Below are 21,123 nucleotides of genomic sequence, written 5' to 3'. Positions count from 1 at the left end.
AGCATATATTTACTAGTAAACAAGATCTTCTATACTGGATGAAGGACCTGCTTTTGTCAAAATTACATCTTTCAGCATAGCCAAATTGTGGGCGATATCGTTTATAATATAGCTATTCATAAAAGAAAGTAGTGAATTGATATGGCAACAGGCACACACACGGTCGAAGTTCCTGTAGGGATTGAGGATGTATGGGATTTCGTTAGTGATATGGAAAAATGGGCAAAGCTTGTCCCAGGTTATAATGCACATGAAATGATTGATGAAAAACACTCCACTTGGACTTTTAAAGGCAATGTTGGCGTTTTGAAAAAAACAGTTGAAGTAGAAATTACAATCTTAGAATGGTTAGCACCATCAAAAGTTACATTCGAATTAAAGGGGCTTTCTGATAACTTCACAGGAAATGGCTATTTCCTCGCAGAAAGTATTGATCCTGAAAATACAAAAATGACAGGATTCTTAGAAGTCGTTGCGGGCGGGTTAGCTGGCCCTGTTTTAAATCCTATTTTTAAACCGATTGTACCAAAAGCAACGCAAATGCTAACAGATCGTGTAGCGAATAAAATTAAATTAGTAAATGTTTAAAGATATGAACATTCATGAAACTGGCATGCTAGAATATTGCTTCTAGCATGCCAGTTTTTTAGTAGTATCTATTTTTAAATGTGTTCAAATGGCAACACCCTAGCATACTCTCCTTTAAATCGTCATATGATGCAAAGGGAGGGATTATTATCGAACACAAAACTTGGAATATGCGCGAAGCATTTTGTTTTCCTGGATATGGCTGCCCAACTGAAATAGCAGCTGTACAAATTAAGCCACAGTGGCAGGCAATGCAATTAGAAGATTCTTTGCGACTTATGGGCATCTATCATATCACCGCACACGTTCGCTTTGATTTTCAAGATATGCAAGCATTTGCAGAAAATGAAGATTTAATTACAATTGATGCTCTAGACATCCAAGGAGATACTGGTTATTTTGAGTATGCTGTACCTTTACATGTGGATTTACCAAAAGAATCCGATGTCAAAGATTTAATGGTCAAGGATATTCGCCCTAGTCTAACAAATCAGATGTGTCAGCTTGAGTGGACCGTTACAAGTGTTTTTAATGAATATGAACCTGTTGATGAAAAAGTTGTGTTAGACAATCCGCACCTATCAACACATGCTTTCGAACAAGAGGAAACAATGGCCGTAATCGAAGAAAGTGTTCAAGTGAAACAACCTGCCGCAGTAGCAGCAGCTTCACGCCAAGAGAATTCTACAACAGTTGACCAAAAAGCTGTATTAAGAGAATCCTCAAGCCATATTGTTGTACGTGAATCCAGTACTTGGCATGAAGTGCCTTCTATGATTTGGGATCTAACAGAAGAATATACACCGCTTAAAGTTCGTGTTTCAAATGATATCTTTCAAAAGTAAATAGCAGAGAAGTAGCAGAAGTAATAAGAAGATTAAATCACCTGATGTTGGCACAATAATGACACGGATAAACTGAAAAGCACAAATCGGCACGATAATGGTTCTACAATAAAAACGAACTTGCCGTAGCCAAGGTGGTAAAAGCCAAGGGTTATACTTGCGTCGTCGCATTTGAATTGTCACTTCCTTTTCTATTTACTTTCCTCTTACTAAAAGATGACTAAATCACTTGAAAAATGACACGATCCTGCGGTACAATTAGGAAAATCAAATACAGATGCTATGATAGGGAAGAGTAAATTTTGTCTACATTTTCAGAGAAGAAACGGTAGCTGTGAAGTTTCTATTTGTACGGAATTGAAGGTAGCCCTTGAGCAGCTTTAGTGAACTAATAGTAGTTAAAGCCGGTTAAACACCGTTACCGAATTGAGAGCCAGTAGGGTAGGCTGAGAAAATATGTCATTGAACATTTATCTTAACCACTGCTGGAATTAAAGGTGGTACCGCGAACTAAAACTCCTTCGTCCTTTTAGACGAGAGGAGTTTTTTTATTGGGTAAAAAATGAACAGCATTTCTTTACCTACAGTTTTCAAACAATAGGAGGAGTCAATATGACAGAAAACATTTCAATGCCAACTAAGTATGACCCACAGTCCATTGAAGCTGGTCGCTATGAATGGTGGTTACAAGGGAAGTTTTTCGAGGCGCAGCCTGAAAGTGGGAAAAAGCCCTATTCAATCGTTATTCCACCACCGAACGTAACAGGTAAACTACACCTTGGCCATGCTTGGGATACAACATTACAAGATATCCTCATCCGTATGAAACGCATGCAAGGCTATGATGCCCTTTGGTTGCCAGGTATGGATCATGCAGGTATTGCAACACAGGCAAAAGTAGAAGCAAAGCTGCGTGAGGATAATATTACACGTTATGATTTAGGACGTGAAAAATTCCTTGAAAAAACATGGGAATGGAAAGAAGAGTATGCTGGACATATTCGTGATCAATGGGCAAAGCTTGGTCTTGGATTAGACTATACGCGTGAACGTTTCACGCTAGATAAAGGTCTTTCAGATGCGGTAAAAACAGTTTTTGTTCAGTTATATGAAAAAGGTTTAATTTATCGTGGTGAACGTATTATCAACTGGGACCCAGCAGCAAAAACAGCATTATCTGATATCGAGGTAATTTATCAGGATGTGCAAGGTGCCTTCTATCATATGAAATATCCATTAGCTGATGGCTCTGGCTATGTAGAAGTTGCTACAACACGTCCCGAAACAATGCTTGGTGACTCTGGGGTAGCTGTTCACCCGAACGATGAGCGTTATCAGCACTTAATTGGTAAAAACGTTATTTTACCGATTGTAGGTCGTGAAATTCCAATTGTTGCTGATGAGTACGTTGATATGGAATTTGGTACTGGGGTTGTAAAAATGACACCAGCCCATGATCCGAACGACTTTGAAGTTGGTAATCGTCATAATCTAGAGCGCATTCTAGTAATGAATGAAGACGGCACAATGAATGATCTTGCTGGCAAATATAAAGGAATGGATCGCTTCGAATGCCGCAAGCAAATTGTTGCTGATTTACAAGAAGCAGGTGTGTTAATTCGCATTGAAGAGCATATGCATTCAGTAGGACACTCTGAACGTTCTGGTGCTGTTGTTGAGCCATATCTTTCAGCACAATGGTTCGTTAAAATGCAACCACTTGCTGATGCTTCCCTAGAGCTGCAAAAGGACGAAGAAGGGAAAGTAAACTTTGTTCCTGCTCGTTTTGAAAACACATATTCCCGCTGGATGGAGAATATACGCGATTGGTGTATTTCTCGTCAATTATGGTGGGGCCATCAAATCCCAGCCTGGTACCATAATGAAACAGGCGAAATATACGTAGGTAAAGAAGCCCCAGCAGATGCAGAAAACTGGACGCAAGATGAAGATGTACTAGATACATGGTTCTCTTCAGCACTATGGCCGTTTTCTACTATGGGTTGGCCAGATGAAGCAAATGAAGAATATAAACGTTATTATCCAACAAATACATTAGTAACAGGCTATGATATTATTTTCTTCTGGGTTTCTCGAATGATTTTCCAAGGTCTTGAGTTTACAGATCAACGTCCATTTAAAGATGTGCTAATTCATGGTTTAGTACGTGATGGTGAAGGGCGTAAAATGAGTAAATCACTTGGCAATGGTGTTGATCCAATGGATGTCATTGAACAATACGGTGCAGATTCATTACGCTACTTCTTAGCTACTGGTTCATCACCTGGTCAAGATTTACGCTATACAACTGAAAAAGTTGAAGCAGTATGGAACTTTGCCAATAAGATTTGGAATGCATCACGTTTTGCGCTTATGAATATGGATGGTATGACATATGATGAGATCGATTTAACTGGTGAAAAATCAGTAGCTGACAAATGGATTTTAACGCGCTTAAATGAAACGATTGAACGCGTTACCTCTCTTGCAGAGCGTTATGAATTCGGTGAAGTTGGCCGTGAATTATACAATTTCATTTGGGATGATTTCTGTTCTTGGTATATTGAAATGGCAAAATTACCTCTTTACGGTGAGGATGAAGCAGCTAAAAAGACAACTCGCTCTATTTTAGCTTACGTACTAGATCAAACAATGCGTCTATTACATCCATTTATGCCTTTCATTACAGAAGAAATTTGGCAGCATTTACCACATGAAGGTGAATCTATTACAGTGGCAGCATGGCCAACAGTACGTAAAGATCTTCATTTTGCTGATGAAGCAGATAATATGAAGCTCCTAATGGATATTATACGTTCAGTACGTAATATTCGTGCGGAAGTAAATACCCCAATGAGCAAAAAAGTACCGTTGTTTATTTCAGCGAAAGATGCAGCAACAGCAGCTGTACTTGAAGAGAATCAAGCATATTTAGAAAAATTCTGTAATCCTGATACTTTAACAATTGGTGAAGGTTTAGAGGCTCCAGGACAATCAATGACGGCTGTTGTGACAGGAGCACAGGTTTTCCTACCTCTTGTTGGACTGATCAATCTAGAGGAAGAAATTGCTCGCCTTGAAAAAGAATTAGAGAAATGGGCAAAAGAAGTGAAGCTTGTTACAGGTAAGTTATCGAATGAAAAGTTTGTATCGAAAGCGCCGGAAGCGTTAGTTAACGCAGAACGTGAGAAATTAGCAGATTATGAAAGCAAGCATGCAGTTGTGTTAAAACGTTTAGAAGAATTGAAATAAATGTAAAGTTGAAGCAGTGGATGACGAAAAAGTCATCCATTGCTTTTTTTTTTATAGATCTAAAGATATGCATTGTATTAGGAAAAAATATATAGTATTATTTAAAATAAATCAGACTAATAGATGTCGTGCAGGGTTGATTTGGTAGGAAACAAAACCTAATTCCGTATTATTTAGCCGTGAAAAAAGCTTGGGAGAATGGACGGTTTTTTTAGATAGACAGTCTTTTTCATTAAAAAAATAAGAGCCAATGGGGGTGTTGGGAATGTCAGGAAATATTGCAACCATTATTACAAAAGTCAACAAAGCATGTGATGAACTAGACTTTGTAAGCGCGAGAGTATTGATCGAAACGAATCTCTTAAAATTATCCGAAGCAAAGTATTATCGTTTATTGAATACAAGTGGCCGTGTCCTTATTAAGCACATATTAGCAAATAGTAATCCTCAGCAGGATAGCATTAAATTATCAAGGACTGATTTATTAACAATCCAAAAAATTAATGAGTATTGCTCAGACTTTGATATATCTATGCTAAAAAGAACGTTAAAAAACGCTTTTGAATTAGTGCAACGTCCAGATGTACATCCGTTATTAAATAGTGATGCAAAAACTATTTTAAACAATATGGGTGCTTTATTAGGTGCTCACAAGGTACACTAATATAATATTAATATGAACACGCAGTCGCTAGCTGCGTGTTTTTTGTATTTTACCATTTTGCTATGTTATTAAACGTTACTTGTACTAAAATAAAGATATTGCAGTAAGAGGGAGTGTTTATTTTGTTTCACACAATGAACGAATGTACAAAATTTATTTTTACATTAAAAGCAGTTGATCATAAACGTGCACCACTTGTCCTTATGCGTGAAGTACTAGGACATTTAGATGAGCCTCACAACAAGCTAAGAGTAATCCATGTAGCAGGTTCAAACGGTAAAGGCTCTACGGTGAACGCATTAAGAGAAATGCTACAACATGCAGACTACACAGTAGGGGCATTTACGTCTCCGCATTTAGAGCGAGTCAATGAACGTATGACCATTAACGGCCGCCAAATTTCAGATGAGCAATTTCTCTACTATTTCAATAAACTTGCGAAAATTATAGAAGAGCACTACAATGGCGATTTTCCAAGCTTTTTTGAGGTAGTTACATTGATTATGTTTCAATATTTTGCACATGAAGGAGTAGATATAGCACTTATTGAGACAGGGCTTGGAGGACGTTTGGATGCGACAAACGTCGTAAGGCCGCTTTTATCTATTATTACAACGATTTCGCTAGAGCATACAGCCTTTTTAGGTGACACCTTCGCAAAGGTTGCCACTGAAAAAGCTGGTATCATCAAAGAAGGCATCCCAGTTGTTGTAGGCGTTCAAAATGAGGAGGCATTGGCTGTCATTAAAGCTACTGCAGAGGAACGACATGCATCATGCTTTGTTTTAGGACAAGGCTTCACGGTGACAAATAGTTGGCAGAGCACTGACTATCAGCACTTTACATATGAAAAGGCTCATGTCTTGATGAGGGATGTACCATTAAAAATGGCTGGTCAACATCAAATAAATAATGCAAGTTTGGCCATCACAGCCATGCTAACATTACGTGAACAGGGGGCAATTGCCATTGCTGATGATTCTATTTGTCAGGGTCTACAGTGTGCGCAATGGGCAGGTCGCTTCGAGCAATGGCCGAATCAAATTGTGCTAGATGGTGCTCATAATTCCGAGGGTACAGCTGCTCTTATCCAAACACTAAAAAACGTCTATCCAAGAAACAATTATCACTTTATTTATGCGGCATTAGCAGACAAGGATCATGCCAACAGTATAGAACTAATGGATGCTGTTGCCACCTCGATCACTTTTACACAAATAGACCTACCGAATGCAATGCCTGCTGAAAGCTTAGCGAAGTTGTCGACACATGCCAATAAAACATATCATACAGAGTGGCTAAAAAGCCTTCAAACTATATTACAAGGACGCCATAAAGAGGATATTATTGTCATAACAGGCTCTTTATACTTTATAGCACAAGCTCGACAGTGGCTACAGGAGGAAGGACAATGATCCCAAACTTTGATCATTATAAAGAGAAATGGCAGGTTAAAAGTGATGATGTAATTAAACCAGGTCTTACAGCGATTGAAGAGGCTTTATCATTAGTGGGTAATCCTGAACAAACTTTGCATGTCGTCCACTTAGCAGGCACAAATGGCAAAGGCTCTACGTTAACGTTTCTAGAGGCTATTGCACAAGAACATGGCTTACGTGTGGGCAAATTTATGTCACCCTGTATCGTAGATGTTCATGACCAAATTCAAATAGCTGGTCAACCTATTAAAGAAGCTGAAATGGATCGAGTTTTTCAACAGATGCATGAGGCTGGGCTTAGTAGTAAACTAACCGATTTTGAATTGCTGACGGTGGCGGCATTTTTACATTTTGTGAATGGCAGGGTGGATATAGCACTGATTGAAGCGGGAATGGGTGGCTTATTGGATAGCACAAATGTGGTAACACCCATTGTCTCTGTTATCCCAAGTATTGCTTTAGAACACACAAAGTTTTTAGGGAATACGCTTGAAAGCATTGCTCACCATAAAGCAGGTATTATTAAGCAACAACGTCCAGTTATTATTGGTGATTTGCCAGATGAGGCGATGCGTGTTGTGGATGAAGTAGCCAATCAAAAAAAAGCCACGCTATTTGCATTAGGTAAGCATTTTGCCATAAAGCCGACAACTGATGGAGAAAGCTATACGAATGACGTACAGCAGTTCCAAATTGCGAACCTAACTCGTTCTATGAAGGGAGCACATCAGGGGAACAATATGGCACTCGCCATTACAGCCTTTTTCGAAGTGGCGTCAGTATTAGGCGTGTCTATGGATAAAACAGCTATTCGTCAAGCTGTGCAAAAGGCCTCTATTTTGGGACGCTTTGAAGAAATAATGCCTTTCGTTATTTTGGATGGTGCACATAATCCTGCAAGTGCCGAAAAATTAGTAGAAACGATCCAGTGTGAATATCCAAATGAGCAGATAACATTTGTCATTGGCATACTAGCAGATAAAGATGTTCAGCAGATTCTCAGGCTTTTAGAGCAGGTGAGTGATGATTTTTACTTCGTTGATTTTGCTAATTCACGAGCAATGCCAGCCCATCAAATGGTCAAACTTTCTCATGCAGCATCGAAAACAACCTTGGTTGACTATGCATCCTTTATACAGGCACAATCATATAGACAGCAAAGAACCATTGTATCAGGCTCGTTATATTTATTAACAGAGGTTCGTAATAGATTAAAACAATGAAACGACTAGGACTCTTGATAGTGAGTCCTAGTTTTTTTTATAAAGGAGCCTTTATCAAAAAATAATAAATTCGCATTTACCCTTCGGAATCTACATATACTTATACCATATGAGGTTGGCAACGTTACTAGTGCATAGATAGGTGGAAGGATGAGGTGATAGTTGAATGAAAATTGTAAGTCATGTGATGAAAAAACAAATATTTCGAGCAATGATTATTGGTGGATTTGTTGGTCTATTAGGTGTAGCCATTTTTTTGGGCGTTTTACAAGCCAGTACACAGTTACCATTAAAGAAAAATGGCAGTGAAGTGGCAAATAATCAATCACAAACAGAAACGATTCCAACTGCCGGTGAGACAACCAATACATCTAATGCATCAATGTTTTATGCTAGCCAGGCTGGCGTGTATTCAAACTATGAGAGCGCTAGTTCATTTGTTGCTGAGTATCCTGCCTTAAAAGAGAGCGCGATTGTTCAAGTTGATGACAAGTTTTATGTTTGGACAAGCATGGTGACGGAGGAAAGTCAGCTCCAATTTTTACAGGACCCTGCTACCTTTAAAAAGGCATTTAGCATCAGTGGTGAAAGCTGTAAAGAGCCGACCCTTGCAGAAATCCCAACTGCTTTAGCAGATAAAAATGCAGCAAAATTAAATTTTAAGGAAAATGGCAAGGACTCAACACTACCAGAGGATTGGCAGTCCATTGGAGCAGCGGCCTCTACTATTTCCAACGATATCAACATCATTCGTCTGCATGTTTTTGCACATTATCAATCTAAAAATACGTGTCTTCAGGTGAAATTTTAACGTCAAATAATAGCGAAATCATCATTATCTTGTTTTTTTGAAAATTTTCAAATTGTCCATTCTTCTGTATCATAAGGATAAGGAGGAATGATCAGATAATGTTGAAAACAAATCATAAGCTTGTCCTTGCTTCTGCTTCCCCTAGGCGCAAGGAATTGCTAAGCATGCTAGCGCTTCCCTTTGAAGTCTTGACAAGTGAAGTGGAAGAAACAAGTGTACAAGCTAATACAATGCAGGATTATGTAAAAGAAGTAGCTTTATTGAAGACGCGTGATGTAGCCAAAAAAGCAGCTAATGCCACGATTATTGGTGCAGATACGATTGTTGTTTACAATCAAGAGCTACTACATAAACCAAAGACGCGTGAGGAAGCTATTTCTCACTTATTACGTTTGTCAAATAACAAACATAGTGTGATGACAGCCGTCGCCATAATCGAACCGAATGGAAAGGAAACGACCTTTGTGGAAGAAACCACAGTTGTTTTCCACCGCCTATCGCAGGAATTAATCGAAGCTTATGTAGATTCAGGAGATCCTTTTGATAAAGCGGGTGGTTATGGCATTCAAACGATTGGCACACTATTAGTTAAACGAATTGAAGGAGATTATAACAATGTTGTAGGTCTACCACTTGCAGCTTTGTTTTCGCAATTGGTGGATCTACAGATAGTCCAATTTGCGAAGGAGTGAATATTTTTGCTGGAAGACGCTTTACCAACTTTGATGATACGTGATGTCAATATAGAGGATCGCCCCCGTGAACGGCTATTACGACAAGGGGCTGAAAGTTTATCCAATCAAGAGCTACTCGCTATTTTATTGAGGACAGGTACAAAGGAAGAATCTGTGCTTGTTCTTGCAAACAGGGTATTAAATGTTTTTGAACGACTCCATCATTTGAAGCACGCAACCATCGAAGAAATGGTGGCTATTAAAGGAATCGGTGAGGTGAAAGCCATTCAATTAATAGCTGCCATTGAACTTGGTAGAAGACTGGCTCAAAAACATAATGATGAGAAATTCACAATACGTTCTCCTCAAGATGCAGCAACTTACTTAATGCCTGATATGACTTCGCTTAATCAGGAGCATTTTGTTGTGCTTTTTTTGAATATTAAAAACCAAATTATTCATAAGCAGACGATTTTTATTGGCAGTTTAAACGCCTCCATCGTTCATCCAAGGGAAATTTATCGAGAAGCTGTCAAAAGGTCTGCCGCTTCCATTATATGTGCCCACAACCATCCAAGTGGGGTACCAACACCAAGCACAGAGGACATTGAAGTAACAAAGCGAATTGTTGAAGCAGGCTATATTATAGGGATAGAGTTAATTGATCACGTTATTATCGGCGATCATCAATATATTAGTTTAAAGGAAAAAGGATATTTTTAACTCTGCATACAATATGCAGAGTTTTTTATGATGAATTCATTTTGTTGTATTGAAGATTTTATTGCTATAATGACCTTATTTACAATCAGTCATAAAAATTTTGTATTTTTTTGTGGTATATTGGAGAACCTTTTTTCTTACATAACGTTAATGTATTCATAGAAAAGCAATTATCTTCACAAAAATTGGTAGCCTGATACACATTGTCTTATGAGAATAAAAATTATATGCTAATCTATACGTACTATTTTTAGTTTAAGAGGGAATTAAAATAGTATCTTTTCTGTGAGATGAAGTATGTGATACTACAAATTCTTGCGTTTTTCCGTTATAATGAACGGTATGAATTTTATCTTTATTTCAGGGAGGACTCCCATCGAAATTGGTGGTGAGGTGAATGAGTGTGTAGTTTTTTCAAGGGTGTAAACCACCAACTGATGAAGATGAAAAAACTTTGACAGATGTTATGGACTTTGAAAGGAGTCAATTGTGTATTTACACAATTCAATTTCCTATACATTGTCGTCAAATATATTGGATGTCAACGAAAGTATGGCTTATATAGAAAGGGAGTACACAATTTGTTTGGACTAGGAAGCAAAGATGTCGGGATTGACCTCGGCACAGCGAATACATTAGTGTTTATTAAAGGAAAGGGAATCGTATTACGTGAACCTTCAGTTGTAGCAAAAAATACAAAAACAGGGGATATCGTTGCCGTTGGTAATGATGCGAAAAATATGATTGGTCGTACACCTGGCTCAATCGTAGCGATTCGTCCAATGAAAGATGGGGTTATTGCTGACTTCGATATTACAACAGCAATGATCGAGTATTATTTAAAAGAAGCATGTAAAAACTCGGGAGGCAATTGGAAAAAGCCGAATGTGATGATTTGTGTGCCTTATGGCATTACATCCGTTGAACAGCGTGCTGTTATTGATGCAGCACGACAAGCAGGTGCAAAAGAGGCATTCACAATCGAAGAGCCATTTGCAGCAGCAATCGGTTCAAATCTTCCAGTGTGGGATCCTACTGGTTCAATGGTTGTTGATATCGGTGGTGGTACAACAGAAGTAGCCGTTATTTCTTTAGGTGGTATTGTAACAAGTGAATCTGTACGTGTTGGTGGGGATGCGATGGATCAATCCATCATCTCGTATATTCGTAAAACGTATAATTTAACAATTGGTGAACGTACAGCGGAAGCCGTAAAAATGGAAATCGGTACAGCATTGGCAGAAGGACCAGAAGCACGAATGGATATTAGAGGACGTGACCTGTTAACAGGTCTACCGAAAACAATCGAAATCTCTTCACAGGAAATTTCTGAATCATTGCGTGAAGCGGTTGCCTCTATTATTGACGGTGTTCGTAAAACATTAGAACAAACACCTCCAGAATTATCTGCTGACGTAATGGAGCGCGGTATTGTATTAACTGGTGGTGGTGCACTGTTAACAAACTTAGACAAAGTAATCAGCCAAGAGACAAATATGCCAGTATTCATCGCAGAAGATCCTTTAGACTGTGTTGCAATTGGTACAGGTAAGGCATTAGATCATATCGACTTAATTCGTCAACAACAAGTTAAAGGGTAAGGAGGTTTAGGCAATGCCACACTTTTTTTTCAATAAGAAAGTAATTTTGCTGCTCGTAGGCATGGTTTTTCTTGTGGCATTGATTAGCTTCTCATTACGTGATCGGACGAATGCAACTTTACCAGAGCAAATTATTAAAGATACGGTCGGCGTCGCGCAATCCATTGTTGCGAAGCCGGCGAATTATATTAATGGTATTTTTAATAGTATTGACTCCCTCTTAAACACGTACGAAGAAAATAAACGTTTAAAAGCACGCTTAGAAGATTTTGCAGTTGTACAAGCTGAAGCAACGGATTTAAAATCAGAAAATAACAAGCTTCGAGAGCTATTGGATAAAACCGAGAGCTTGAAGGCATTTAATCCAATTCATGCAACAGTGATTGCTAGAAATCCTGATCAGTGGGAAGAGAAAATTATTTTAGATAAAGGATCTTCTCATGGTGTCCAAAAAAATATGGCAGTTATGACGGCGAAAGGGTTAGTGGGAAAAATTACACTAGTAACACCTTTCACATCTGAGGTAGAGCTTTTAAATACAAATAATCCAAACTATCGTGTATCTGCGATGGTGCTAGGAGAAAAAGAAGCATACGGTTTAATCGAGGGCTTTGATGAAGAACGTAATGATCTCATTATGAAGCGAATCGATTCTAGCTTGAAGGTGAAAGAAGGCGAGCTAGTAGTTTCTTCAGGGCTAGGTGGTATTTTCCCTAAAGGTGTCCCAATCGGAGAAATTACAGAGGTTAGTACAGATGATTATGGCTTAACAAAAATGGCTTATGTCAAACCATCAGCTGATTTTTCAATTTTAGAACATGTTGTGATTGCTAAGCGCACATCAACAGTTATTGATGGCTCAGATGGCAACGCAACGAATGAGGATTTATCGAATCCGCAAGAGGCGAGTAAAGAGGAGGCGGAGTGATGGTTCGATTTCTCATTCCCTCTGTGGCGGTTTTACTATTCCTGTTAGAACCAGAATTTGCTATGCTTTCCCCGATTGAAATTAAAGGGGAAGTCTATTTTTTGGTACCGCGTTTTTTAATCTTATACCTAATTTTTATATCCATCTATTACAGCCGTCAACGAGCGGTAATGTATGGACTTTTTTTTGGTGTCTTGTATGATGTGTTTTACATTGATATTATTGGATTATATTCCGTACTTTATCCACTTATATGTTTTTTGGCAGGGTCTATCGTGAAAGTTATACATCAGCACTTAGTTGTAACAACTACAATTTCAGTTGTACTAGTAGCGATTTTAGAATTTATTCTCTATCAATTCTTTTTCCTAATCGATTTTACAGCAATTCCTTTAGCGGATTTCTTACGTTCACGACTACTCCCAACAATCATTGCGAATGCTTTATTTTTAATGATTCTTGGTTGGGCCTTCAAGTATCTAATTAATGCGCGTGTCTTACAGAGAGCACGTGAGGTTTCTTAACAAAGAACAACGTGAGGTGAGGCATTCATGAAAAAACAGTTAGTTAATATGAAGGGAACGAAGGACGGTTTTGTACTACGCCTAGACGACCAATGTGCGTATGGTGAACTAGTGGAAGAATTAAAGAATAAGGTTTTAGAGGGCGGTATCGATGGTAAAGTTGATGTACAATTATACTTAGGCTATCGATACTGTACTGAAGAACAATTAAATGAACTTATAAAAATTATTGAAGAAACAGAGCAGCTTATTGTATCGAAGGTGCAAAGTGAAGTACTGACTGTCCACGAAAGCAACCAGAAGATGTTTGAAAGCCAACAAGATACATATATAGGAGTGGTCAGATCAGGACAAATTCTGCGTTCATCAGGAGACATTACCATCATAGGAAATGTGAATCCAAACGGTCGTGTTGAGGCTGGAGGTAATGTATATGTCCTAGGTAGACTTAAAGGGATTGCACATGCGGGTGTGCAAGGCAATAAAGAAGCAATCATTGCAGCATCTCGATTTGAAGCTACGCATATCATGATTGCCGATCAAGTTCAGGTAATGTCAGATGAACATGTAAAAGCGATAAATCAAGTAGAAATGACTTGTGCATTTATTGGCTACGATGGACGCATTACGTACGATCAAATTCATGCCTTAAAAAATATTCGACCATTGTTAAATGTGTCTAAGGGAGGAAGCTAGTGTGGGAGAAGCGATCGTCATAACTTCTGGTAAGGGCGGTGTCGGTAAAACAACGACAACGGCTAACCTTGGGACTGCATTGGCTCTACAAGGTAAAAAAGTATGTTTAGTGGATACAGATATTGGCCTACGTAATTTAGATGTGATTTTAGGCCTTGAAAATCGTATTATTTATGACCTGGTTGATGTGGTGGAGGGACGCTGTAAAATTCATCAAGCATTGATTAAGGATAAACGCGTAGACGAAAAACTATTTTTATTACCTGCTGCTCAAACAACAGATAAAAATGCTGTTACCCCTGAGCAAATGAAGAGCTTAGTAGAGGAATTGAAAAGAGACTATGATTATGTATTAATCGATTGCCCTGCGGGAATTGAACAAGGCTATCGTAACGCTGTTGCAGGTGCAGATCATGCGATTGTAGTCACAACACCTGAAATTTCTGCTGTTCGTGATGCTGATCGAATTATCGGTTTACTGGAGCAGGAGGAGATCACAGCACCTAAGCTCATCATTAATCGTATTCGACAACATATGATGAAGAGCGGTGACACGCTGGATGTCAATGAAATTACAACTCATTTATCAATTGATTTATTAGGCATTATTATAGACAGTGAAGGCGTTATCTCATCTTCTAATAAAGGTGAACCAATTGTGATGGACCCTTCAAATAAAGCGTCATTGGGCTATCGAAATATTGCCCGTCGTATCCTTGGTGAGTCCGTGCCATTAATGGCTATTCAAGATGAGCAAAGAGGGATGTTTTCCAAACTTAAAGCGCTTTTCTCAAAATAAATTAAAACCTTTTCGTGCGAGTGTACGAGAAGGTTTTTTTCTTGTGCATGTTTGGACATGCAGTCACATATAGTGAGGAAAAAAGGATGAGGGCTTGTTTAAAAAATGGAAATGGTTCGTCACGATACTTCTTGTGGCAGCAATTATGCTTGTAATTCGTTTAGAGGATCAGGGCGTAGTGGATACCCCTGTTCGGAAGCTTGTAACAACCTCTGCTGATTTAACGTATTTAAGTGAGCTCGGTCAAAGCTGGTTCGAGAAAGAAAAAGAGACCATCATGGTTTCTAGTGATGTAGGGCAAGCAGATCTTTTAACATTTGCGAATGCCCAAGTATTTAAAGAAGGCTATCTTTTGCAATATGATGTAGGCTTACCCATCTATGCTGGTCAGAATGGGTTAGTCGTTTTTACTGGCCATACAAAATACACAGGTAAGACCATGACCATCAGCTATGAAGATGGTACAACTGTTTCCTATGGTATGTTAGATAGTTTAGCTCAACTACCCTACACATCTATTCAAGCAAATGATTTAATTGGCATGAAAGAAGCGGGTCAACTTTATGTGTCCATCGAAAAGGGAGATGCCCATTTTGATTTAGAGCAAATTGTACAATGGCTTGAGACCTCGGAGACCAATGAGGATTAAATTACATCTTTTGTGTATCCCTCTCGTATTTGTCATGATTTTTAGTGGTCAATTAGCATATTACGCGATTATTCTATTTTCATTACTGTGGCATGAGGCAGGTCACTTAGTTGCGGCAGTAATGTGCGGAGTAAAGGTGAAATCCTGCGTAATTACACCATACGGGGGAGAAATTCAATTTGAAAATCCAGCGGTTGTGCAAGCTTCGTCACTCCTATGGATTGCATTAGGAGGACCAATCGCTACGATTATTGGGATTGGCCTCGCTTTTTTTATGCCTAATTTACTCGCTACTAAGCTTATAAATGTACAATTCGTGTTATTGGCTGTAAATCTTGTACCCATCATACCGTTAGATGGTGGAAGGATATTGTTAGCCGGGCTATTTTTAAAATATCCAAGAGCTCCTATTGTTGAGCTTTATTATTGGTTATCTTTCATCATAGCTACTATACTATTACTAGTTACTTTCAAGTTCTTGCCACAATCTATTTTTTTAGCCATCATAAATTTATTCATTTGGTTGCAAGTATTGAAAGAATGGCGTTATCGAAAATATCGAGTGGCCTTTGAAAAATATGTTATGAATAGATTGACTTGAAAAAAATCATGTGGTAATATTTTAATGTTATTGTTTGTAGCACCCGTGCTACTACAACCGCTCTGTAAAGGTTTAAGTGTCTAGTAAGATCACCTTATGAAACAGGCGAGTCTGAGTCTAAGAGGAGGTGCAGTAAAATGTACGCAATTATTGAAACTGGTGGTAAACAAGTCAAAGTAGAAGCTGGTCAAGAAATCTATGTTGAAAAATTAGGCGTAGAAGCTGACGAGGTTGTAACTTTTGATAAAGTATTATTCGTAGGTGGCGAAAACGTTAAAGTTGGCGCTCCATTCGTAGAAGGCGCTACTGTAACAGCTAAAGTTGTTAAAGAAGGCCGTGCGAAAAAAATCGTTGTTTTCAAATTGAAAGCTAAAAAGAACTACCGTCGTAAACAAGGTCACCGTCAACCTTACACAAAATTAGTTGTTGAAGCAATCAACGCTTAATTGTGAGGTATAGCGAATGATACAAGTTACGATTCATCACGATGAAAATAGACATGTGTCAGCATTCGAATTTTCAGGACATGCTGGTTATGATGAATCTGGTAAGGATTTAGTATGTGCAGGAGCATCAACTGTTGCCATTGGTACAGTAAATGCTATTTATGCATTATTACAAATTCAACCAGAAATCGAACAAGCTGCTGAAGGTGGAGGCTATCTCAAGGTAGATTTACCATCAGATTTAGAGCCTGAAGTAGATGCAAAACTACAGTTAATTGTTCAAGTAATGACTGCCCAAGTGTATTCTATGGTGCAAAATTACGGACAATACATCCAAATCAACTACAACCAAGTAGGAGGTGGAACTCGATGAAATTATTATTAGCATTAGATCTTCAACTTTTCGCATCGAAAAAAGGGGTAGGTTCTACTAAAAACGGACGTGACTCTGAGTCTAAACGACTTGGTGCTAAACGTGCTGATGGCCAATTCGTAACTGGTGGTTCAATTCTTTACCGTCAACGCGGTACAAAAATTTACCCAGGTACAAACGTAGGTCGTGGTGGTGACGATACACTATTTGCTAAAGTTGACGGCGTTGTTAAATTCGAACGTTTAGGTCGCGATCGCAAACAAGTATCTGTATACCCAGCAACACAAGAAGCTTAATCTTTTATAAGATAACATAAAGCGGAGGACTGCATTTATTGCAGTCCTTTTTTTGGCTAAATTTCAACACAGCCGATTTTGGACGCAATGACACCAAGGTATAATTGATTAAAGAATTAAGGGAAAAATACAGCAAAACTTGTTATACTAGTAAGGATAACTTTATTGGAGTGAATGGGATGAACAATCAATCACTAACCATTAGTGAAGTATTACGTTTTGCAAATCATGATTATGTGAATCAACTGCAACTGATTCGCATGAATTTAGATTTAGGTAGAATCGAGGAATCGAAAAAACTTATTCAACATTATTCAGAACAATTACGAGTGTTTTCTATCCTCAATCGACTACAATTACCACAAACAATTGAATGGCTTCAAACAGCAGGATGGCGTTACCCATCATTAGCGTGGAAGCTAAACGGTGAGATAAAAAAGCCTGTGACCAATGATATTGATCAGGAAGTTGTAGATTATTTAAACAAAACAGTTATGCATGTTTATGATACATTAGATCCATTTACAGAGCAGATCCTAACGCTTGATGTACGTGTTGACGATCATACATTTGCCGTGACATTCACGCTAAATGGGTTATGGAGTGCTGATGCATTCACCGAAAAAGGTTTGAAACAATTCGACATTCAAACAATTGAGCAGACAACTACACGCTGGCAATATGTCTTGAGTGCAAATAGGGAGTGAATTAAATGTTTGTCGATCACGTAAAGATTTATGTTAAAGGTGGCGACGGCGGAGATGGTATGGTTGCCTTTCGTCGAGAAAAATATGTACCCAATGGTGGTCCAGCTGGTGGAGATGGTGGACATGGCGGTAACGTCGTATTTGAAGTAGAAGAGGGCTTAAGAACATTAATGGATTTCCGCTATAAACGCCATTTTAAAGCACCTCGTGGCGAGCATGGGATGAGTAAAGGCATGCATGGTAAAAATGCGGAGGATTTAATTGTTAAAGTACCACCAGGCACAGTGGTTATGAATGAAGAAACAAATGCCGTTATTGCAGACTTAGTCGAGCATGGGCAAAGAGCAGTTATTGCGAAAGCAGGCCGAGGTGGACGAGGTAATTCTCGCTTTGCTACACCTGCCAACCCGGCGCCAGAACTTTCTGAAAAAGGTGAGCCAGGACAAGAATTAAATGTTATATTAGAGTTAAAAGTATTAGCAGATGTAGGGTTAGTTGGTTTCCCAAGTGTTGGTAAATCAACACTTTTATCTGTTGTTTCCGCAGCTAAGCCAAAAATTGGTGCTTATCATTTCACAACAATTGTACCGAACTTAGGCATGATTGAAACGGATGATCATCGAAGCTTTGCGATGGCTGATTTACCTGGGCTTATTGAAGGAGCACATCAAGGAGTTGGATTAGGTCACCAATTTTTACGACATATCGAACGTACACGTGTAATCGTTCATGTCATTGATATGTCAGGGATGGAAGGTCGAGATCCATATGAAGATTATTTAACAATTAATGAAGAGCTAAAACAATATAATCTTCGTTTAACAGAGCGTCCACAAATTATAGTAGCCAATAAAATGGATATGCCAGAAGCAGAAGAGAACTTAACAGCATTCCGTCAGAAGGTAGGAGAAGATGTACAAATTTTCCCAATTTCTGCTGTTTCACGTCAAGGATTAAAAGAGCTTCTGTTTGCCATTGCTGATCTATTAGAAGTAACGCCTGAATTCCCGCTATATGATGATCTAGAGGAGCAATCAGACGCAACCGTAATGTACAAGCATGAGGCAAAAGGTGAAGATTTCGAAATCACACGTGATGATGACGGTACATTTATTATTAGTGGTTATGCAATTGAGCGTTTATTTAAAATGACAGACTTCAGCCGTGAAGATGGTATACGTCGTTTTGCTCGTCAATTGCGTGCAATGGGTGTGGATGAGGCTCTACGTGAGCGTGGAGCACAGGACGGCGATACAGTACGCCTACAAGAGTTTGAATTTGAATTTGTCGATTAAGACATGAGTTTTAGGGGGAAGCGTATGAAGAATGTTGCGAATCAGCGATATTATTTAGTTCGTGAGGATGTTTTAACGGATGCAATGCAAAAAACTTTGGAGGCGAAACACTTACTATCAAGTGGTTCAGTATCTTCCATTTGGGATGCGGTAAAGCAGGTGGATTTATCGCGAAGTGCGTTTTACAAATATCGTGATGCGGTTTTTCCTTTTCATTCAATTGTGCAGGAACGCATTTTAACAGTCTTTTTACAGCTTCAAGATAGAAAAGGAACACTTGCCAAGCTTTTAGAAACTGTGACAATTACACATTGTAATGTCTTAACGATTCATCAAACAATCCCTATTCAGGGACGTGCAAATGTTACATTGTCATTAGATGTAACAAGCATGACCTGTGATCTTGATGATCTTATCCAGCAATTAAAACGCTTAGATTTTGTAGAATCTGCGGAAGTGATTAGTTCTGGAGCATTATAATCACAGTGAGTGTTCAATCCTTTAATTTTTGACAAAATGACAAACATCGTGTTGTATAAGCCCAATGGTTAAAGATACGATAACAAAGCTCAAATAAGGAGCTGTCCCAAAAGAGATTCATCACGAGGGACTGCTCCTTATTGTGCCATAAAGGAGGTATTTGCAATGACAAAGCAACAATGGGAAAATCGAATCGCCTATCTAGGACCAGAAGCATCATTTACATACTTAGCAACAAAGGCTACTTTTCCAAATGAGTGGCTCGTACCGTGTGCCACGATTCCAGAATGTATAGAGGCTGTTGCAGAGGGAAAGGTAGATTTAGCTGTCGTGCCGCTAGAAAATGCTCTAGAGGGCTCTGTATCATTAACATTAGATTACTTATTCCATGAGGCAACACTTTATGTAACTGGAGAGTTATTGCTGAAAATTCAGCAGCATTTAATGGTCAATAAAGCGCAAAAGGATCATTGGCAGTCAATCGAAGGCGTTTATTCTCATCCGCACGCACTAGCTCAATGTCATAAATATTTATTTTATCGTTTTAGCCATGTACCATTACATCAAACAACTTCAACTGCAGCAGCAGCAAAATATGTATCAGAGAATCCACAAGAGTGTATAGCAGCAGTCGGCAATGCAGCAGCAGCGGAAAAGTATGGCCTTGAAATAGTTGAGCAAAATATCCATGATTTCCATTTTAATCATACACGTTTCTTTGTACTTTCTAAGCAAAATAAACGGTTGCCACAAGAACTGTCAGACGGGCAAGCAAAAACAACGTTTATGATTACCCTACCAACAGATCGTTCAGGTGCTTTACATCAGGTGCTTTCTGTTTTTGCATGGCGTCAGCTGAATTTAAGTAAAATCGAATCACGTCCATTAAAAACAGGTTTAGGCGATTATTTCTTTATGATTGATGTATTAGCAGATGAAAAGGAACCAATGATGCGTGGTGCAATGGAAGAATTAGCTGCGCTAGGCTGCAAAGTAAAGTCATTGGGTACCTATTTTACGTATGTAACATCAGACGAAGCATAATAACTTGAAAGTGGAGGGATTGTAATGGGTGGTATTATTTTATTTGATGGTGTATGTAATTTTTGTGATAGCACTGTTCAATTTATCATCAAACATGATCAAGCTGGCTATTTTCAATTTGCATCGTTGCAAAGCGAGATTGGTCAATCGCTTCTCGCTCAATATCATATACCAAAGAATATAGATAGTGTAATTCTTATTGAACAAGGGAAAGTGTCTGTTGAATCTACAGCTGCGTTAAACATATGCCGTAAATTTGATGGATTGTGGCCTTGCTTCTATGCCCTCATCCTTGTACCACCATTTATTCGCAATGCGTTGTATCGCTTATTTGCAAAGCAACGCTATCGTTTGTTTGGGAAAAAAAGTGAATGCCTATTGCCTACGCCCGATCAACGACAAAGATTTCTATCCTGATAGGGAAATTGCCGCCTTTAAGGGAGCAATAGCTGCGGTGAAAAGAGA

General features: G+C 38.7%; 25 protein-coding genes and 2 other annotated features. Of the genes, 24 read left to right on the top strand and 1 reads right to left on the bottom strand.

Features of this window, described 5'->3' with window-relative positions; all coding sequences use genetic code 11:
• The first annotated feature begins 141 nt into the window (after positions 1–141).
• Both MKZ14_RS15465 and MKZ14_RS15460 read left to right on the top strand, forming a co-directional pair.
• Positions 142–588 carry an SRPBCC family protein gene (locus MKZ14_RS15465; protein WP_333004862.1) on the top strand — a complete coding sequence of 149 codons (447 nt, stop codon included), beginning with the start codon at positions 142–144 and terminating at the stop codon, positions 586–588.
• A gap of 80 nt (positions 589–668) precedes the next feature.
• Positions 669–1,433: a valyl-tRNA synthetase gene (locus MKZ14_RS15460; protein ID WP_258859791.1), complete on the top strand. Its 765-nt coding sequence runs from the start codon at positions 669–671 to the stop codon at positions 1,431–1,433.
• Here the strand turns inward: MKZ14_RS15460 and MKZ14_RS15455 are convergent.
• Positions 1,410–1,604 carry a hypothetical protein gene (locus MKZ14_RS15455; protein ID WP_081977448.1) on the bottom strand — a complete coding sequence of 65 codons (195 nt, stop codon included), beginning with the start codon at positions 1,602–1,604 and terminating at the stop codon, positions 1,410–1,412. The two genes, MKZ14_RS15460 and MKZ14_RS15455, sit on opposite strands and share 24 nt — an antisense overlap.
• A 102-nt stretch (positions 1,605–1,706) precedes the next feature.
• Positions 1,707–1,965 (top strand) — a binding site (T-box leader).
• Between the two features lie 80 nt (positions 1,966–2,045).
• Here MKZ14_RS15455 and MKZ14_RS15450 point away from each other — a divergent pair.
• From MKZ14_RS15450 to MKZ14_RS15345, 22 genes are all read left to right on the top strand, one after another.
• Entirely contained in the window at positions 2,046–4,685 is a 2,640-nt protein-coding gene (locus tag MKZ14_RS15450) for a valine--tRNA ligase (protein ID WP_333004861.1), read from the top strand.
• A 265-nt stretch (positions 4,686–4,950) separates the two neighbouring features.
• Positions 4,951–5,349 carry a hypothetical protein gene (locus MKZ14_RS15445; RefSeq protein ID WP_016991882.1) on the top strand — a complete coding sequence of 133 codons (399 nt, stop codon included), beginning with the start codon at positions 4,951–4,953 and terminating at the stop codon, positions 5,347–5,349.
• 134 nt (positions 5,350–5,483) lie between these two features.
• On the top strand, positions 5,484–6,764 hold the full coding sequence (locus tag MKZ14_RS15440; protein ID WP_333004889.1) for a folylpolyglutamate synthase/dihydrofolate synthase family protein: 1,281 nt from the start codon (positions 5,484–5,486) through the stop codon (positions 6,762–6,764).
• Positions 6,761–8,011 (top strand): folylpolyglutamate synthase/dihydrofolate synthase family protein, encoded by a 1,251-nt coding sequence (locus tag MKZ14_RS15435; RefSeq protein WP_333004859.1) that lies wholly within the window; start codon positions 6,761–6,763, stop codon positions 8,009–8,011. Before MKZ14_RS15440 ends, MKZ14_RS15435 begins: the two co-directional genes overlap by 4 nt.
• A gap of 166 nt (positions 8,012–8,177) precedes the next feature.
• Entirely contained in the window at positions 8,178–8,822 is a 645-nt protein-coding gene (locus MKZ14_RS15430; protein ID WP_333004857.1) for a hypothetical protein, read from the top strand.
• A 98-nt stretch (positions 8,823–8,920) separates the two neighbouring features.
• Positions 8,921–9,514: a Maf family protein gene (locus MKZ14_RS15425; protein ID WP_036075793.1), complete on the top strand. Its 594-nt coding sequence runs from the start codon at positions 8,921–8,923 to the stop codon at positions 9,512–9,514.
• A gap of 33 nt (positions 9,515–9,547) precedes the next feature.
• Positions 9,548–10,219 carry a DNA repair protein RadC gene (gene radC, locus MKZ14_RS15420; RefSeq protein WP_176408531.1) on the top strand — a complete coding sequence of 224 codons (672 nt, stop codon included), beginning with the start codon at positions 9,548–9,550 and terminating at the stop codon, positions 10,217–10,219.
• A 581-nt stretch (positions 10,220–10,800) separates the two neighbouring features.
• Complete coding sequence (locus tag MKZ14_RS15415) at positions 10,801–11,820, top strand: rod shape-determining protein (protein WP_004226654.1); 1,020 nt, start codon at positions 10,801–10,803, stop codon at positions 11,818–11,820.
• Positions 11,821–11,833: 13 nt separating this feature from the next.
• Positions 11,834–12,748 carry a rod shape-determining protein MreC gene (gene mreC / locus MKZ14_RS15410; RefSeq protein WP_258859794.1) on the top strand — a complete coding sequence of 305 codons (915 nt, stop codon included), beginning with the start codon at positions 11,834–11,836 and terminating at the stop codon, positions 12,746–12,748.
• Positions 12,748–13,272 carry a rod shape-determining protein MreD gene (mreD, locus tag MKZ14_RS15405; RefSeq protein WP_004226656.1) on the top strand — a complete coding sequence of 175 codons (525 nt, stop codon included), beginning with the start codon at positions 12,748–12,750 and terminating at the stop codon, positions 13,270–13,272. The genes mreC and mreD overlap by 1 nt, the downstream gene beginning before the upstream one ends.
• Before the next feature lie 27 nt (positions 13,273–13,299).
• Positions 13,300–13,968, top strand: a complete 669-nt coding sequence (gene minC, locus MKZ14_RS15400) for a septum site-determining protein MinC (protein ID WP_036075798.1) — start codon at positions 13,300–13,302, stop codon at positions 13,966–13,968.
• A 1-nt stretch (position 13,969) separates the two neighbouring features.
• Entirely contained in the window at positions 13,970–14,767 is a 798-nt protein-coding gene (minD, locus tag MKZ14_RS15395) for a septum site-determining protein MinD (RefSeq protein ID WP_004226660.1), read from the top strand.
• Positions 14,768–14,861: 94 nt separating this feature from the next.
• A complete protein-coding gene (locus MKZ14_RS15390; RefSeq protein ID WP_036075799.1) occupies positions 14,862–15,416 on the top strand; it encodes a peptidoglycan DD-metalloendopeptidase family protein in 555 nt (184 codons plus the stop codon).
• Entirely contained in the window at positions 15,406–16,017 is a 612-nt protein-coding gene (locus tag MKZ14_RS15385) for a stage IV sporulation protein FB (RefSeq protein ID WP_333004850.1), read from the top strand. The genes MKZ14_RS15390 and MKZ14_RS15385 overlap by 11 nt, the downstream gene beginning before the upstream one ends.
• Positions 16,018–16,062: 45 nt before the next feature.
• Positions 16,063–16,140: a sequence feature (ribosomal protein L21 leader region), on the top strand.
• Between the two features lie 14 nt (positions 16,141–16,154).
• Positions 16,155–16,463, top strand: coding sequence for a 50S ribosomal protein L21 (gene rplU / locus MKZ14_RS15380; RefSeq protein ID WP_004226667.1), 309 nt, complete (start codon positions 16,155–16,157; stop codon positions 16,461–16,463).
• Positions 16,464–16,479: 16 nt separating this feature from the next.
• Positions 16,480–16,836 carry a ribosomal-processing cysteine protease Prp gene (locus tag MKZ14_RS15375; RefSeq protein ID WP_333004847.1) on the top strand — a complete coding sequence of 119 codons (357 nt, stop codon included), beginning with the start codon at positions 16,480–16,482 and terminating at the stop codon, positions 16,834–16,836.
• A complete protein-coding gene (gene rpmA / locus MKZ14_RS15370; protein WP_024363181.1) occupies positions 16,833–17,132 on the top strand; it encodes a 50S ribosomal protein L27 in 300 nt (99 codons plus the stop codon). The genes MKZ14_RS15375 and rpmA overlap by 4 nt, the downstream gene beginning before the upstream one ends.
• 179 nt (positions 17,133–17,311) lie before the next feature.
• Positions 17,312–17,839, top strand: coding sequence for a Spo0B domain-containing protein (locus tag MKZ14_RS15365; RefSeq protein ID WP_016991893.1), 528 nt, complete (start codon positions 17,312–17,314; stop codon positions 17,837–17,839).
• Positions 17,840–17,844: 5 nt separating this feature from the next.
• Positions 17,845–19,134: a GTPase ObgE gene (gene obgE, locus MKZ14_RS15360; RefSeq protein WP_016991894.1), complete on the top strand. Its 1,290-nt coding sequence runs from the start codon at positions 17,845–17,847 to the stop codon at positions 19,132–19,134.
• A 24-nt stretch (positions 19,135–19,158) separates the two neighbouring features.
• Positions 19,159–19,614: an ACT domain-containing protein gene (locus MKZ14_RS15355; protein WP_004226679.1), complete on the top strand. Its 456-nt coding sequence runs from the start codon at positions 19,159–19,161 to the stop codon at positions 19,612–19,614.
• Between the two features lie 165 nt (positions 19,615–19,779).
• Entirely contained in the window at positions 19,780–20,658 is an 879-nt protein-coding gene (gene pheA / locus MKZ14_RS15350; protein WP_036075807.1) for a prephenate dehydratase, read from the top strand.
• Positions 20,659–20,682: 24 nt separating this feature from the next.
• A complete protein-coding gene (locus tag MKZ14_RS15345) occupies positions 20,683–21,075 on the top strand; it encodes a thiol-disulfide oxidoreductase DCC family protein (RefSeq protein WP_036075808.1) in 393 nt (130 codons plus the stop codon).
• The last annotated feature ends 48 nt before the right edge of the window (positions 21,076–21,123 follow it).

The sequence above is a fragment of the Lysinibacillus sp. FSL P2-0066 genome, from assembly GCF_037969495.1.
GTDB lineage: Bacteria > Bacillota > Bacilli > Bacillales_A > Planococcaceae > Lysinibacillus > Lysinibacillus boronitolerans.
The sequence above is the reverse complement of the archived record's forward strand: the minus strand, read 5'-3'. Positions and strand labels throughout refer to the sequence as shown.

Excerpts from the sequence above, each read along its gene's own strand:
- minC (WP_036075798.1), top strand. The coding sequence starts at position 13,300 with ATGAAAAAACAGTTAGTTAATATGAAGGGAACGAAGGACGGTTTTGTA.
- pheA (WP_036075807.1), top strand. The coding sequence starts at position 19,780 with ATGACAAAGCAACAATGGGAAAATCGAATCGCCTATCTAGGACCAGAA.
- MKZ14_RS15465 (WP_333004862.1), top strand. The coding sequence starts at position 142 with ATGGCAACAGGCACACACACGGTCGAAGTTCCTGTAGGGATTGAGGAT.
- rplU (WP_004226667.1), top strand. The coding sequence starts at position 16,155 with ATGTACGCAATTATTGAAACTGGTGGTAAACAAGTCAAAGTAGAAGCT.
- mreD (WP_004226656.1), top strand. The coding sequence starts at position 12,748 with ATGGTTCGATTTCTCATTCCCTCTGTGGCGGTTTTACTATTCCTGTTA.
- MKZ14_RS15385 (WP_333004850.1), top strand. The coding sequence starts at position 15,406 with ATGAGGATTAAATTACATCTTTTGTGTATCCCTCTCGTATTTGTCATG.
- MKZ14_RS15435 (WP_333004859.1), top strand. The coding sequence starts at position 6,761 with ATGATCCCAAACTTTGATCATTATAAAGAGAAATGGCAGGTTAAAAGT.
- MKZ14_RS15375 (WP_333004847.1), top strand. The coding sequence starts at position 16,480 with ATGATACAAGTTACGATTCATCACGATGAAAATAGACATGTGTCAGCA.
- obgE (WP_016991894.1), top strand. The coding sequence starts at position 17,845 with ATGTTTGTCGATCACGTAAAGATTTATGTTAAAGGTGGCGACGGCGGA.
- MKZ14_RS15425 (WP_036075793.1), top strand. The coding sequence starts at position 8,921 with ATGTTGAAAACAAATCATAAGCTTGTCCTTGCTTCTGCTTCCCCTAGG.
- MKZ14_RS15450 (WP_333004861.1), top strand. The coding sequence starts at position 2,046 with ATGACAGAAAACATTTCAATGCCAACTAAGTATGACCCACAGTCCATT.
- MKZ14_RS15430 (WP_333004857.1), top strand. The coding sequence starts at position 8,178 with ATGAAAATTGTAAGTCATGTGATGAAAAAACAAATATTTCGAGCAATG.
- MKZ14_RS15345 (WP_036075808.1), top strand. The coding sequence starts at position 20,683 with ATGGGTGGTATTATTTTATTTGATGGTGTATGTAATTTTTGTGATAGC.
- MKZ14_RS15355 (WP_004226679.1), top strand. The coding sequence starts at position 19,159 with ATGAAGAATGTTGCGAATCAGCGATATTATTTAGTTCGTGAGGATGTT.
- MKZ14_RS15440 (WP_333004889.1), top strand. The coding sequence starts at position 5,484 with ATGAACGAATGTACAAAATTTATTTTTACATTAAAAGCAGTTGATCAT.
- MKZ14_RS15455 (WP_081977448.1), bottom strand. The coding sequence starts at position 1,604 with ATGCGACGACGCAAGTATAACCCTTGGCTTTTACCACCTTGGCTACGG.
- rpmA (WP_024363181.1), top strand. The coding sequence starts at position 16,833 with ATGAAATTATTATTAGCATTAGATCTTCAACTTTTCGCATCGAAAAAA.
- mreC (WP_258859794.1), top strand. The coding sequence starts at position 11,834 with ATGCCACACTTTTTTTTCAATAAGAAAGTAATTTTGCTGCTCGTAGGC.
- MKZ14_RS15365 (WP_016991893.1), top strand. The coding sequence starts at position 17,312 with ATGAACAATCAATCACTAACCATTAGTGAAGTATTACGTTTTGCAAAT.
- MKZ14_RS15445 (WP_016991882.1), top strand. The coding sequence starts at position 4,951 with ATGTCAGGAAATATTGCAACCATTATTACAAAAGTCAACAAAGCATGT.
- radC (WP_176408531.1), top strand. The coding sequence starts at position 9,548 with ATGATACGTGATGTCAATATAGAGGATCGCCCCCGTGAACGGCTATTA.